At 62.2% G+C, this 14115-nt stretch carries 13 protein-coding genes and 1 pseudogene; 8 read left to right on the top strand and 6 right to left on the bottom strand.

Annotated features, from left to right (window positions below):
* Window positions 1-604: pseudogene (locus V1290_RS24150) on the bottom strand (3-keto-disaccharide hydrolase).
* Between the two features lie 220 nt (window positions 605-824).
* Between V1290_RS24150 and V1290_RS24145 the strand changes: the two are divergent.
* From V1290_RS24145 to V1290_RS24135, 3 genes are all read left to right on the top strand, one after another.
* Entirely contained in the window at window positions 825-1292 is a 468-nt protein-coding gene (locus tag V1290_RS24145) for a cupin domain-containing protein (RefSeq protein WP_334366687.1), read from the top strand.
* Between the two features lie 88 nt (window positions 1293-1380).
* Entirely contained in the window at window positions 1381-1620 is a 240-nt protein-coding gene (locus V1290_RS24140) for a DUF2171 domain-containing protein (RefSeq protein ID WP_334366686.1), read from the top strand.
* Between the two features lie 60 nt (window positions 1621-1680).
* Complete coding sequence (locus V1290_RS24135; RefSeq protein WP_334366685.1) at window positions 1681-2025, top strand: hypothetical protein; 345 nt, start codon at window positions 1681-1683, stop codon at window positions 2023-2025.
* Here the strand turns inward: V1290_RS24135 and V1290_RS24130 are convergent.
* Complete coding sequence (locus tag V1290_RS24130) at window positions 1999-6087, bottom strand: sensor domain-containing phosphodiesterase (protein ID WP_334366684.1); 4089 nt, start codon at window positions 6085-6087, stop codon at window positions 1999-2001. The two genes, V1290_RS24135 and V1290_RS24130, sit on opposite strands and share 27 nt — an antisense overlap.
* Window positions 6088-6468: 381 nt before the next feature.
* Here V1290_RS24130 and V1290_RS24125 point away from each other — a divergent pair, with 381 nt between their 5' ends.
* The 5 genes from V1290_RS24125 to V1290_RS24105 all read left to right on the top strand — a co-directional run bounded on the left by V1290_RS24125 (window position 6469) and on the right by V1290_RS24105 (window position 10693).
* Window positions 6469-7521, top strand: a complete 1053-nt coding sequence (locus tag V1290_RS24125; RefSeq protein WP_334366683.1) for an Ldh family oxidoreductase — start codon at window positions 6469-6471, stop codon at window positions 7519-7521.
* Between the two features lie 31 nt (window positions 7522-7552).
* Window positions 7553-8920, top strand: a complete 1368-nt coding sequence (locus tag V1290_RS24120) for an LLM class flavin-dependent oxidoreductase (protein ID WP_334366682.1) — start codon at window positions 7553-7555, stop codon at window positions 8918-8920.
* Between the two features lie 14 nt (window positions 8921-8934).
* Window positions 8935-9720, top strand: a complete 786-nt coding sequence (locus tag V1290_RS24115; protein ID WP_334366681.1) for a fumarylacetoacetate hydrolase family protein — start codon at window positions 8935-8937, stop codon at window positions 9718-9720.
* 82 nt (window positions 9721-9802) lie between these two features.
* Window positions 9803-10264, top strand: a complete 462-nt coding sequence (locus V1290_RS24110) for a carboxymuconolactone decarboxylase family protein (protein ID WP_334366680.1) — start codon at window positions 9803-9805, stop codon at window positions 10262-10264.
* 21 nt (window positions 10265-10285) lie between these two features.
* On the top strand, window positions 10286-10693 hold the full coding sequence (locus tag V1290_RS24105) for a cupin domain-containing protein (RefSeq protein ID WP_442894137.1): 408 nt from the start codon (window positions 10286-10288) through the stop codon (window positions 10691-10693).
* 180 nt (window positions 10694-10873) lie between these two features.
* On the opposite strand, the gene V1290_RS24100 is transcribed toward V1290_RS24105, so the two are convergent.
* The 4 genes from V1290_RS24100 to V1290_RS24085 form a co-directional block, all read right to left on the bottom strand.
* Window positions 10874-11731 (bottom strand): D-amino-acid transaminase, encoded by an 858-nt coding sequence (locus V1290_RS24100; protein ID WP_334366678.1) that lies wholly within the window; start codon window positions 11729-11731, stop codon window positions 10874-10876.
* A 158-nt stretch (window positions 11732-11889) separates the two neighbouring features.
* Window positions 11890-12621 (bottom strand): amino acid ABC transporter ATP-binding protein, encoded by a 732-nt coding sequence (locus V1290_RS24095; protein WP_334366677.1) that lies wholly within the window; start codon window positions 12619-12621, stop codon window positions 11890-11892.
* Between the two features lie 6 nt (window positions 12622-12627).
* A complete protein-coding gene (locus tag V1290_RS24090) occupies window positions 12628-13320 on the bottom strand; it encodes an amino acid ABC transporter permease (protein WP_334366676.1) in 693 nt (230 codons plus the stop codon).
* 2 nt (window positions 13321-13322) lie between these two features.
* On the bottom strand, window positions 13323-14054 hold the full coding sequence (locus tag V1290_RS24085; protein ID WP_334366675.1) for an amino acid ABC transporter permease: 732 nt from the start codon (window positions 14052-14054) through the stop codon (window positions 13323-13325).
* Between the last annotated feature and the right edge of the window lie 61 nt (window positions 14055-14115).

Raw genomic sequence — 14115 nt, 5'->3', positions numbered from 1 at the left:
TTACAGCGGTTTGATCTGCACCTTGCGGAATTTGATCACGCCCAGAGCCGTACTGCAGCGCGAACGGGCCGCTGGCGTGTTTTGAGTCCTGAACATCAACGGTCTTCTGTCCGTTCAGCACGACGACGAGTTGCGAGCCCTTGGCCGTGATTTCGTAGGTGTTCCATTTGCCGCCCGCCTTCGGCATCGGGTCGACCTTGGCCACATCGACAATCGCGCCGGTGCCGTAGGTCGGATCGGGCCGCTTGTCGAAGATGTTGACCTCATAGCAAGTCTTGGCATCGATTTTGGTCGACTGGTCGCAGCGAATGAAAATTCCGCTGTTGGCGTCATCGTCGGCCCAGAACTCGACCTTCATCTCGAAATCCTTGTAGGAGGCCTTGCTGACGAGATACGAGGGATCCTTGCCTTCAGTGATCTTGTCTGCGACCAGCGCGCCGTCCTTCATCGCCCAGTTGGCTTTGCCGACCTCGGTCCAGTCGCCCATCTTGGTGCCGTCGACAAGCGTCACCCAGCCATCGCTCTGGCCGGACGCGACGCTGGAAAATTGAACGGCGGCCGCACCCATCAACAGGCCGGCCGCAAGTCTCGACAAACGCTTCATGAACATAGCCCTCCCATGCTGCTCTTGGTTGGGCCGGCAACCTAGCATCACAACGCCGGGCGGAAATCCGTTTTTCATGCTGCAGGTGCGTTATACGCATCGTGCGTATCGCAGCCGGTCACGCATGCATGTGCCCACCTTGTCCCACGAGAACGGGAGCGGCTAGCGTGGATGGACCCACAGACATGAGCCTCGGCTCACGAGCCGATCGGAGGAATCCATGAAGCTGACAAGCGGATCTTGGCGATGCCTCGTGATACTGCCGGCGTTCATTGCAATGACGGGCATGACCGCTGCGGCGGAACTCAATCCGGCCGCGGTCGCTTACAAACTGCCGGACCAGATTCCCTGGGGCCCGGTCAATGCGGCCGGCGCGCAAAGTGCCGTCGTGGTCGGCGATCCCGCAAAACCCGGCTTCTACATGGTCTACAACAAGTGGACCAAGGGCAATCATTTCAGCCGTCCGCACTTCCATCCCAACGATCGCTACATCGTCGTGCTGCAGGGCACGTGGTGGGTCGGCACGGGGCCGAAATTCGATCCGGCCAACACGACGCCGATGCCGGCCGGCAGTTTCGTCACGCATTTCGGCAAGCAGGTGCATTGGGACGGCGCCAAGGATGAAGATGCTGTGCTGCTGATCATGGGCGAAGGTCCGGCGACCTCGACGGCGGCAGAAGAGAAGTGACCCCGGGCCTCGCCGGTCAATTCCCGCGGGCAACTATTTTTGATGCGGCGCGTTTTTATGTTCTCAACCAGCTTTAGGGATGTAGAACATGGCTGTTACCGCGCAGATCAAGGAACACATGGACGTCATCTCGTCGGACAAGAAGACGGTCGGAAAAGTCGATCATCTGGAAGGAATCGACAAGATCAAGCTGACCAAGCAGAGCTCGCCTGATGGCGAGCATCACCACTTCATTCCGATGTCATGGGTCGATCATGTCGATCAGCACGTGCATCTCAATAAATCGGGCGCGGATGTGACCGCGCACTGGCAGCACGGCCGGCAGTGACCGGCTGACACGCATTGCGCCGCGTGCGGATATGGATATCATCGGATGACAGGAGATGAGATGCATCCGGCGGCGCGATTGCAGTTCGAACGCTTGATTGGCGAGTATGCACGCTGGCGGGCTGTTCCCGAAACCGAACGATCGCCCGCCCCGGCATGGTGGTGGGGACCGGCGATGGAGTTGCGCGGCGCGCCGCAATCCCTGTCGGCGGAATGGTGTGCCGAGCTTGGCTTGCCCAACCAGGCGACATATGCCGCCGCGGCCAAACTCTTTCTCAAAGCCATTGCGGGACAGACGACCCTGCCCTGGCCGGACGACTTTCCTCGCAAGGCTGACGCTTGCGACGCAAAGCTCGCGCGTGAACTGCACCCGCAGCCGTCAGACGACGGTGCGTTCCAACCCTGACCCGGCTTCCGGCTGCAGCGGCGGCGAGGCGAGCCGCGGTTCGGCCCGAAGCAAATCAGCCATCTGCTTTGCAGGCAGCGGTTTCGAGAACAGAAAGCCCTGCATCTCGTCGCAGGCGTGATCGCGCAGAAACACCTCCTGCTCGACAGTCTCGACACCCTCCGCAATGACGGTCATGCCAAGCGCGTTGCCCATGCTGATGATCGCCTGCGCAATCGCCTGGTCTTCGGAATCGACAGGCAGGTCGCGAATGAAAGAGCGATCGATCTTGATGGTATCGATCGGGAACTGTTTCATTAGCGACATCGACGAATAGCCGGTTCCGAAATCGTCGATCGCAAGGCGAATGCCGCGGCTCTGGATCGCGTCGAGCACCTTGATCGCGCGCGAGACATTCCGCATCACCATGCTTTCGGTGACTTCAAGCTGCAGCAGCACCGGCGACATGCCGCTTGCCAACAGCGCCTCGTCGACATCGTGCAGCAGATGCGGATCGGCGAATTGTCGCGGCGACAGGTTGACCGCCATTGTCACCGGCCGCAGGCCACGGCGCTGCCAGGCCATGTTCTGCGCGCAGGCTTCCTTGAGCACCCAGCAGCCGATCGGAACGATCAGGCCGGTTTCTTCGGCGAGCGGGATGAATTGTCCCGGGGAGACGGTGCCGAGTTCAGGGTGTACCCAGCGCAGCAGCGCCTCGATGCCGGTGATCTGGCCGCTCGCCATGTCGATCTTCGGCTGATAATGCAGCGAGAACTGGTCGCGCTCCAGCGCGCGGCGAAGCGCGCTCTCCAGCGTCAGCCGCTCGATCGACTGCGTCTTGATCTCCTTGGTAAAGAAGCGGAAGCCGTTCTTGCCGTCCTCCTTGGCGAGATACATCGCCATGTCGGCGTTCTTGGTCAGCGTCTGCATGTCGGTACCATCCGACGGATACATCGCAATTCCGATCGAGGCGGTGGTGTGGCATTCGTGACCGCTGAGCTGCAGCGGCTGGCCCAGTACGGAGAGAAGCTCGCCGGCTATGCGCTCCACCTCGTGACGCTCGGCCGCCTCCTCCAGAATGACCACGAACTCGTCGCCGCCGAGCCGCGCCACGACGTCGCTCGAGCGCAGCGCGCGGCGTAGCCTGTCGCCGATTTCCACCAGCAACATGTCGCCGGCGTCATGCCCCAGCGAATCGTTGATGATCTTGAACCTGTCGAGGTCGATAAACAGCAGCGCAAACTGCCGCTGGTAGCGCGCGGCGGCGTCGATCGCGCGGCGAAGCATACCGTTGAACATTTCCCGGTTCGGCAGGTTGGTCAGGCTGTCGTGCGACGCCAGGTACTCGATCCGCTCGTCCGCGCGGGTCTTTTCATCCGCGCGGTCGAAATTCTCCAGCGCAAAGGACACGTTGTCGACGAGCCGTTGCAACAACTCGGCAAATTCGGGCGTGAACGTATCCTTCTCGAGCGACATGAACGACATCACGCCGACGGCTTTCCCATGCACCAGCAGGGGGAATGAAGCGCCGGAATTCGTACCATCAAGACGCGCTAGGTGATGAAACGCCTCGGTATTGGGATCAGCGAGGTAATCGTTGATGATGCAGGCGCGCTGCGAACGGATCGCCTGGCCGCACAGCCCACGTCCCTCCGGGTGTGCCTCACTGGCCGATATCTTTGCCAGACGTGCGCTGAGGGCAGTCGGACCGGCGGCAGCGACAACGTCGAGATAGTCGCTGTCGGGTTTCGTCAACACGATGGAAGTCAGGGTAAACTTGCCGCCGTCAGCCGCGGCCTCGCACACCAGGTCGAACAGTTCCGCCCGCGACGTCGCGCGGATGATCGCCTCATTGGTCGCGCTCAGCGCCGCCAGCATCCGCGTCAGGCGCTCCTTCTGGATTTCGGTCCTCGCCTTGTCGTCGGCGCGGTCGAAATTCTCCAAAGCGAAAGATACGTTGTCGGCCAATCGCTGCAGCAGTTCCGAAAATTCGGGAGTGAAAGTGTCCTTATCCAGAGACATGTAAATCATGACGCCAACTGGCTCGTCATGCACCAGGAGGGGAAAGGCGGCGCCCGACTGAGCGCCATAGCTACCTACGACGGCCTGGAAGGCGGCAACGCGCTGGTCGCCAACATAATCATTGGTGATGCATGGACGCCTGGTTCGGAACGCCGTTCCGCTGAGCCCACGTCCCTCGGGACGGCTTTCATCGGTCGACAACCTGACATGGCGCGTCGTCTCGGCTGCCGGGCCGGAGGCGGCCACGATCCTGAGAAGGTCGCTGCCCGGAGTTGCCAGCGCAATGGTGGCCGACGTGAACCTGCCGCCATTTGCTGCAGCTTCGCACACGAGATCAAAGAGCTCCGTGCGGGACTTGGCCCGCATGATGGCTTCGTTGGTCCTGCTCAAAGCAGCGAACATCCGCGTCAGGCGCTCTTTCTGACTTTCGGTCCTCGCCTTCTCGTCCGCACGGTCGAAATTTTCCAGCGCGAACGACACATTCTCCGTGAGCCGCTGCAGCAGTTCGGCAAATTCGGGCGTAAACGTGTCTTTCTCGGACGAGATGAAGAACATCACGCCGACGGGCTGACCGGAAACGAGCAGCGGAAATGCGGCGCCAGACATAGCACCGTCGCTGTGAATGAACTGACGAAATGCCGATCCTCGCGGATCGGTCCGAAAGTCGTTTGCGATGCAAGCTCGCCTGGAGCGGAACGCATTGCCGCAGAGACCGCGCCCTTCAGGCAGATCCGCGTTGGTCGAGACCTTGACCCGCCGCATGTTGTCTGCCGTCGGCCCTGCAACGGCGACCAGATCGATATCGTGGCTGTCGGGGCGGGCCAACAGGATACTGGTCGAGTTGAACCGTCCGCCGTTTGCGGCAGCTTCGCACACCAGTTCGAACAGCTCGGCCCGCGACGTCGCGCGGACGATCGCTTCGTTGGTGGCGCTGAGCGCCGCCAGCATGCGCGCCAGACGTTGCTTCTGGGCGTCGGCCCGCGCCTTCTCGCTGGCGCGCTCGAAGTTTTCCAGCGCGAAGGAGACGTTTTCCGCAATCCGCGCCATCAGCGCGACGATCTCTTCATCCTCCGCCCACAGCTTTCCGACGAAGAACAGCAGCACGCCGATACTCTCATCCGCCTTAATCAAGGGAGCGGCGACGCAGGCGATAACGCCCGTCTCGCGGGTGGCCTGATGCCAAGGCTGCCCCTGTGTCGAATTGAGGATGTCGTTGTTGACGGCCGGCTGCTGTGTCCGGAATGCCTTGCCGCAGACGCCCGTTCCGTACGGGTTGCCCGCGTCGATCGAGAACGGCGCTCGCATGATCTGTTCGACGATTGCGCCCGTCCCGGCGGCCGGCTTCAGCCAGATCGAGTCCGGCTCTGCGAGCAGGACCACTGTGGCCGCGGATTTGCCGCTGTATACCGCGGCGTCGCAAACACGCTGATAGAGATCTTGTTCGGTCTTGGCGCGAAGAATGGCTTCGTTGGTCGCGCTGATGGCGCCGAACATCCGGTTCAACCGCCGCATCGCACGCTCGCCGTTCTTTCGTGCGGCCTCGTGGTCGAAATTATCGAGCGCAAACGAAATGTTTGCCGAGACGCGCTCCAGCATCGATACGAGCTGCGCGTCGATCGAGTGCGCCTCGCGCCGCGAGACCAGCAACACGCCGACGCTCTGGCCATTGCAGATCAGCGGCAGCGCCGCCGCCGCACCCACCTGGTTGGCCTTGGCGCCCTCGCGCCAGGCCAGAGAACGCTGGTCGTTCAGGAAATCATTGCTGACGCATGCGCGCCGGTCGCGGAAGGCGGGCCCGGCAACCCCGTTACCCTCGGGCGTACCAGCCACGATCGAAATGTCGATGCTGCGAAGGCGGGGCACGTCATCGCCGCAGCCGGCGGCGAAGCGCAGGAGATTGGTTTCCCTCTCCAGCAGGAAGACCGAGACCGCCAGGAAGTCGCCGACCGAGAACGCGGCTTCGCAGACCTTCGCATATAGTTCTTCGGGCGATTTGGCGTACAGAATCGCTTCGTTGGTCGCATTCAACGCCGCGAGTGTTCGCGCGATGTCGGTCGTCACCGTCCCCAAGCTCCCTGCCGGCAGCGCCGGGCTGCCCCTTGCGGATTTTATGCGTGCAACAGGCCTAAATGCTCGTTATTGGCGGCCGCGAGTTGCGATTCAGAGTAAATGTCAGACCAACGGCGAACGACGCTGCTCCGGAGAACTACGGCCCATTCACGATTTGTCAGCCATACCGCTGGCGCGCGCCGGCCGGGATGCGGGACCGGCTGCAAGCAATTTTCGAATTTTGCAGGATGAAAATCCAGATACGTGAGGGCCGTGCTGACGGCATGGCTAACAGGATATTTCCACGCTTGCCCTGGCGCGGGCGCTTTGAGAGCATGCCGGTACCAAGCACGACCCGCGGTTCGCGCGGGCGCTCAAGGTGAGGAAACTCCCATGCCGATGGTCCAGGCCGACCGTCTCACGCGAATCGGCGCGGCTCTGCTTAGGGCTGCCGGTGCAACTGAAGAGGAAGCCAGTGCGGTCGCTGTCGGCTGCGTCAACGCCAATCTCGCCGGCCACGACTCGCACGGGGTGATCGCGATCCCGACCTACATCGACCGCATCAAGGCCGGCCATATCGTGCCCGGCGCCAAATGGACGATCGTCCAGGAATCGCCGACCACGACCGTGATCGACGGCCATTGGGGGTTCGGCTTTCATGTCAACGCCAAGGCGATGGCCCTGACGATCGAGAAGGCGAAGACCGCCAATGTCGCCGCCTGCACGGTGTTCCGGCAAAGCCACGTCGGGCGTCTCGCCGCCTACCCGCTGATGGCGATGCGGGCCGGCATGATCGGGATTGCCGCCGCGGATTCCGGCCGCTCGCCGAAACATGTCGCGCCGTTCGGCGGCCGCGAGGCAAGGCTCGGCACCAACCCGATCTCGATTGCGGTGCCGTCGGATCTTGAGGCGCCGTTCTATCTTGACATGGCCACCTCGGCGGTGGCGGCCGGCAAGATCGCACTGTCGGTCGCGCGCGGCGAACGGATTCCGCAAGGCTGGATCATCGACGCCGACGGACGGCACACCACCGACCCCACCCAGTATCGCAAGGGCGGCGCGCTGCTGCCGCTCGGCGGCAGCGAAGGCTACAAGGGAAGTGGGCTGGCGGCGATGGTGGAAGTGCTCTGTGGCCTGCTCACCGGCCTCGGTTTTGGCGTCGAGCCGACCGGCCGGCACAACGACGGATGTTTCATGGCGGTGTTTAACGTTGCGGCCTTCCGTCCCCTGAAGGATTTCGAGAAGGAGGTCGGCGAGTTCGCGCGTTATCTCAAATCGACGCCGCCGTCGGAAGGCTCGCCCGGCGTGTTCTATCCCGGCGAGATCGAACATATCCGCGAGCAGCAGCGCAGGCGCGACGGTATCGAGGTCGAGGACGCCACCTGGGAAAAATTGAAGGCACTCGCTACCGACTACAAGCTCATCGCTAAGCTCGACCTGAAATGAAATCCAAACCAGTCCGCACAAGGAGAACGGCATGACACGGCAAATGGCGCTGGTGGGATTTTTGCAGGCGCAGAACTGCACCAACCTGCCGAGTTCATGGCGGCACCCGGAATCGCGCGACGATTCGATGTCGGCCGACTACTACCAGGAGATCGCCCGGATCCTCGAAGCCGGCAAATTTCACATGGCATTCTTCGACGACCGCCTGGCGATGCCCGACCGCTACGGCAACGATCATGCCCACACCGTCGAATACGGCATCCGCTGCGTGAAGATGGACCCGCTGATCGTGCTGACCACGATGGGCATGGTCACGACGAAGCTCGGCCTGGGGTCGACCTGCTCGACCACCTATTACGAGCCGTTCGACGTCGCCCGCCGCTTCGCTACCCTCGACCTGATGTCGGGGGGACGCGCGGGCTGGAACGTCGTTACCTCGCTCAATGACGGCGAGGCCCACAACATGGGCAAGGACGCCCATCTCGAACATGATTTCCGCTACGATCGTGCCGACGAGTTCATGGAAGTCGTGCTCGGCCATTGGGACACTTGGGAAGACGGCTCCTTGATCATGGACAAGAAGAGCGGCCGCTTCGCCGATCCGGCCAAGGTGAAGCGGCTCGACCACAAGGGACAATTCTTCAAGTCGCGCGGGCCGTTCACCGTGCCCCGCTCGGAGCAGGGCCATCCCGTCATCATCCAGGCCGGCGCGTCCGGTCGCGGCCAGCGCTTTGCCGGGCGATGGGGCGAAGTGATCTTCACCGCCGCGCGCAACGTGGCCGCCGCCAAGGAAGGCTATGCGGCCGTCCGCAACGAAGCGGCGAAATCTGGCCGCGATCCCGACCAGATGTTTCTCTGCAACCTCACCACCCCCGTCTGCGGCGCGACCAAGGCCGAGGCTGAGGACAAGATGGCCGTCATCAACAAGCTGCCGCTGGAAATCGATGCACTGTCGCTGCTGGCGGAAGCGCTGAACTTCGACTTCGCCGCCAAGCCGCTCGATGCGCCGCTGACCACGGAAGAGCTCAAGAGCATGCAGGGCATCCTCGGCATTCGCGACGGCGTGCTGAAGGCATCAGGCAGGAGCAATCCCAGCGCGCGCGACTTCGTCACCTTCTCCGGCCGCGGCCAGGTGCAGGACGCGATCGTCGGCGGCCCGAAGGAGATCGCGGACAAACTCGAAGAGATGTTCGTCGAGCGCGGCTGCGACGGCTTTGTCATCGCGGCCACTATCGTGCCAGGCTCCTACGCCGACTTCGTCAAGCATGTGGTGCCGGAATTGCAGCGCCGCGGCCTGTTTCACAAGGACTATGCCGGCAAGACCCTGCGCGACAATCTCGGCTTGAAGCGGCCTGCCGCCGGCGCCTGGAAAACCCGGCCGCAGGCCGCCGCCGAATAACAAGAGGACACATTATGCGTTGGCTCAAATTCACCGCCGCCGGCAAGACATCCTGGGGCATTGTCGAGGGCGAGCGCGTGATCGCCGTCGATGGCGATCCGTTCGGCGAATGGCAGCGCGGAACGCAGTCGCATGCGCTGAAGGACGTCAAGATCGAGCTGCCGCTGATCCCGCGCACCTTCTATTGCGTCGGGCTGAATTATCTCAAATACCTCAAGGAAGCCGCCGACAAGGCCGGCACGGCGCCGAACGTACCCGACCGGCCCGAGATCGGCTATCGCGCGCAGAACGCGCTGATCGCCCATAATGAGGATGTGGTGATCCCGGCGAGCGCGACCGAGAAGATTCATTACGAGGGCGAGTTGGTGGTCGTCATCGGCAAGAAGGCAAAACACCTCACCGAGGCCAACGCGATGGATTGCGTGTTCGGCTACACGATCGGCAACGACGTCAGCGAGCGCACCTGGCAGAAGGCCGACCGCAGCCTGTGGCGCTCCAAGAACGCCGACACCTTCAAGCCGATGGGCCCGTGGATCGAGACCGACCCCGACCTCGACAGGATGGAAACGGTGATCCGGGTCAACGGCCTTGAAACCGGCCGCTTCCGCACCAACGACATGATCTTCGGCATCGTGCCGTTCCTCGTCGAACTCTCCAAATATTTCACGCTGTCGCCGGGCGACGTGATCTGGATGGGCACCGACGGCGCCTCGCCTGATTTGAAGGCCGGCGATGTCGTCGAGATCGACATCACCGGCATCGGAACGTTGCGGAACAGGTTTGTGAAGGAGAAGGTCTAACGTCCTCAGAAATGAAGACAGGCGGTCAGCGTACACTGAAACAACCGCTCAAATTGAAAGCGTCGCAGAGAAGGAGAAGCGCATGAAGCCCCGGATGAATTACTACCAGGCCGCGCCTGAGACCATCAAAGCGCTTGTCGCGCTGGAGGCCCAGATCGCCGCTTCAGGTCTCGAAAAGTCGCTGATCGAACTGGTGAAGACGCGCGCCTCGCAGATCAACGGCTGCGCGTACTGCATCAACATGCACACCCAGGACGCCCGCAAGCTCGGCGAGACCGAGCAACGGCTGTATCTGTTGAGTGCATGGCACGAGTCGCCGCTCTACACCGACCGTGAACGCGCGGCGTTGGCCTGGACCGACGCGCTGACGCTGATTGCTGAAACGCATGCCCCTGACGATCTCTACGAAGACGTGCGCGCCCACTTCTCGGAAGCGGAGACGGTCAATCTGACCATGCTGATCGGGGCTATCAATGCTTGGAACCGGCTGGCGATCGCTTTTCGCGCGGTGCACCCGGTCAAGACAAAGGCGGCAGTGGCGTAAAGCGAGGAGGTCAATATGAAATTGACGATGCATCATGTCGCGGCAGCGGCCGTGGTTGCGCTGGCAATCGTCGGCATACCCGCAGCCCATGCCGAAGGCGACAAGGTAACGCCGGTTCGTTCAGAGAAACTTCCCAACGTGCCCGGCAAGAGCCTGACGGCCGTCGTGGTCAACTACGAGCCGGGCGGCAAGTCGGCCAGCCATCATCACGCCGGCAGCGTATTCGCCTATGTGCTGTCGGGCAGCATCCGGTCAGAAAATTCGGCGACCGGCCCGGCCCGCGTCTACAAGGCGGGCGAAAGCTTCTTTGAGCCACCCGGCAGCGAGCACCTCGTCAGCGAGAACGCGAGCACAACGGAGCCTGCAAGGCTGCTCGCGGTTTTCGTTGCCGACGATGGCGCGCAACTGACGACGTTCGGCAAGAAGTGAGGGGTGTGAACCGCGCACCCGCGCGCTCCGCTGTCATGCCCCGCCACCGGGTCGCGCGAATGCGCGCCCGATGACAGGCTCCGGCGGGGCATCCAGTACGCCGCGGCCTTTCGGCTCAAACACTGGCGTCTCTGGAATACTGGGTCGTCCGGTCAAGCCGGACGACGACATCTTGGAGTGCTACACCGCCGTCGCCTTGGCGAACTCCACATAAATCTCGCGCAAGCGGTTGGTCATCGGGCCGGGCTTGCCGTCGGCGACCTTCTTGCCGTCAATCGACACCACGGCCTGTACGAACACACTGGCGCTGGTAACGAAGGCTTCCTTGGCGGCCAGCGCTTCCTCGACGGAAAATGCCCGCTCCTCGACGCGGAGCTGGCGTTCTTCAGCCAGCGCGACGACGGCCTTGCGGGTGCAGCCGGGCAGGATCTCGCTGCCGTTCTGCCGCGTCACGATTACGTCGTCCTGCGTGAGGATGAAGCATGACGACGAGCCGCCCTCGGTCACCTTGCCATCCTCGATCATCCAGGCCTCGCCGGCGCCGGCCACTGCCGCAGCCTGCTTGGCCAACACTTGCGCCAACAGCGCGACGCTCTTGATATCGCGGCGGGCCCAGCGCAGGTCCGGCACCGTGATCACGTTGATGCCGGTCTTGGCTGAGGGCGCGTTGATGATGTCCTTGGTGGAGGTGAACATGATCAACGTCGGCCTTACGTTCTTCGGAAACGCAAAATCGCGCCCGGTGTCAGCGCCGCGCGTTACTTCCAGATAAACCATGCCGTTGACGAGATCGTTGCGCGCGACCAGCTCCTTCTGGATCTCCTGGATGCGCGCCGTCGTCTCCGGCAGCGCCAGCTCGATCTCGCCGACCGAGCGCTCCAGCCGCGCCAGGTGCGAGGCGTTGTCGATCAATTTTCCATCCAGCACGGCGGCGACTTCATAGATGCCGTCGGCAAACAGGAATCCGCGGTCGAGGATCGAGACCTTCGCCTCTGAAAGCGGGACGAACGAGCCGTTGACGTAAGCGATCTGTTCCAAAGTAAGAGTCTCCTAAAAGATAGCGATGCCGCCGCGGCGGACGTTATAGGTAACCGTCATTGAGAGGAGCGCAAGCGACGAAGCAATCCATTCCTCCATTTGCGGCATCATGGATTGCTTCGCTTCGCTCGCAATGACGCGGATGGGCCGCGGTATCCCTAATGCGACAAGATCTTCGACAAGAACTTCTGCGCGCGCTCGCTGCGCGGGCTGCCGAAGAAATCGGTCTTCAGCGCGTCCTCGACGATCTCGCCCTTGTCCATGAAGATCACGCGATGCGCGACCTTGCTGGCAAAGCCCATTTCGTGGGTGACGACCATCATCGTCATGCCCTCATGGGCGAGATCGACCATCACGTCGAGCACCTCACTGATCATCTCGGGGTCGAGCGCCGAGGTCGGCTCGTCGAACAGCATCGCAATCGGGTCCATGGCAAGCGCCCGCGCGATCGCAACGCGCTGCTGCTGGCCGCCGGACAATTCGGCCGGGTATTTATTCGCATGCACCGTCAACCCGACACGCTCGAGCAGCTTGTGGCCCTTGGCCATGGCCTCGTCATGCGAGCGGCCCAGCACCTTCTCCTGCGCGAGACACAGATTTTCGATGATCCTCAAGTGCGGAAACAGCTCGAAATGTTGGAATACCATGCCGACGCGCGCGCGCAGTTTTGGCAGATCGGTCTTGGGATCGTTGACCTTGATGCCGTCGAGAATGATCTGGCCTTCCTGAAACGGTTCAAGCGCGTTGACGCATTTGATCAGCGTCGACTTTCCCGAGCCCGACGGGCCGCACACCACCACCACCTCGCCCTTGGCGACGCTGGTGGTGCAGTCCTTCAGCACCTGGAAACTCGGCCCGTACCATTTATTGACGTGGCTGATTTCGATCATAGGCTCTCACCGAACAATGGCAATGCGTGCCTGCAGGCGCCGGACGCCATAGGACGCGACACAGGAAATTACGAAATAGACCGCGGCCGCGAACAGATACATCTCGACCAGCCGGCCGTCGCGCTGCGCCACCTTGCTGGCGGCGCCGAGGAAATCCGGGATCGACAGCACGTAGACCAGCGAGGTGTCCTGGAACAGTACGATGGTTTGCGTGAGCAGAACCGGCAGCATGTTGCGGAACGCCTGCGGCAACACGATGTAGCGCATGGACTGGCTGTAGGTCAGGCCGAGCGCGCTTGCGGCCGCCGGCTGCCCTTTGGAGATCGACTGGATGCCGGCGCGCATGATTTCGGAGAAATACGCCGCCTCGAACATGATGAAGGTGACGAGCGATGAGGTGAACGCGCCGACGCGAATGGGCCGCGACGCCCCCGTCAACCACTGTCCGATATAGGGCACCAGGAAATAGAACCAGAAGATCACCAGCACCAGCGGCAGCGAGCGCATGAAGTCGACATAGAGCCCGGCGACGCGGCCGAGCAGCTTGTAGCCGGACAACCGCATCAGCGCGATCAGCGTACCGAAGACCAGGCCGCCCAGCGCCGACAACCCGGTCAGCATCAGCGTAAAACTCATGCCGTCGAGGAACAGGTAAGGCAGCGAGCGGCGAATGACATCGAAATCGAGATTGTCGAACATCGCTATTTCCCCGTGATATAGCCGGGGATCGCCAGGCTGCGTTCAAGGAAGCGCATGCCGGTGACGACGACGATGTTGATCGCGAGATACATCACGGTCGCGGCGGTGAAGGCCTCGAACACCTGGAACGAGAATTCCTGCATCGCCCGCGCCTGGCCGGTCAGTTCGATCAGGCCGATGGTGATCGCGACGGACGTATTCTTGATGGTGTTGAGGAATTCGGAAGTGAGGGGCGGCAGGATGATGCGGAACGCGATCGGCAGCAGCACGTAGCGGTAGCCCTGCGCCGTGGTTAGACCCAGCGCGGTCGCGGCATTCTTCTGTCCACGCGGCAGCGAGGCGATGCCTGCGGCCAATTGCACGGCGACACGCGCCGACATGAACAACCCGACCCCGATCGCTGCCGTCCAGAACGGCGCATTGGGCATCTGCTTCAGCCACAGCCCCGCGCCGCGCGGCAGTAGTTCCGGCAGCACGAAGAACCAGAGGAATAGCTGCACCAGCAGCGGCATGTTGCGGAAGAATTCGACATAGCCAAAGCCGATCCAGGACGCGGTTCTCGACGGCAGCGAGCGCAGGATACCGATGATCGTGCCGAAAATCAGCGCGATGACCCAGGCCAGCAGCGCCGTCTTGATGGTCAGCAGCAGTCCCGCCACCAACATGTCGAGATAGGTCCCCGCCCCTGTCGGGTTCGGCTCGAAAAAGATGTGCCAGTTCCAGTTATAGTTCACGCTGCACCTTGTCCCCGAAAGTGCCGGTAAAGCCGTTTGGTTATGACTGCGTATGCAAATG

It is taken from the genome of Bradyrhizobium sp. AZCC 1578, assembly GCF_036924675.1.
Lineage (GTDB): Bacteria > Pseudomonadota > Alphaproteobacteria > Rhizobiales > Xanthobacteraceae > Bradyrhizobium.
Note: the sequence above shows the minus strand (reverse complement) of the source record. Positions and strands in the feature narration are given on the sequence as shown.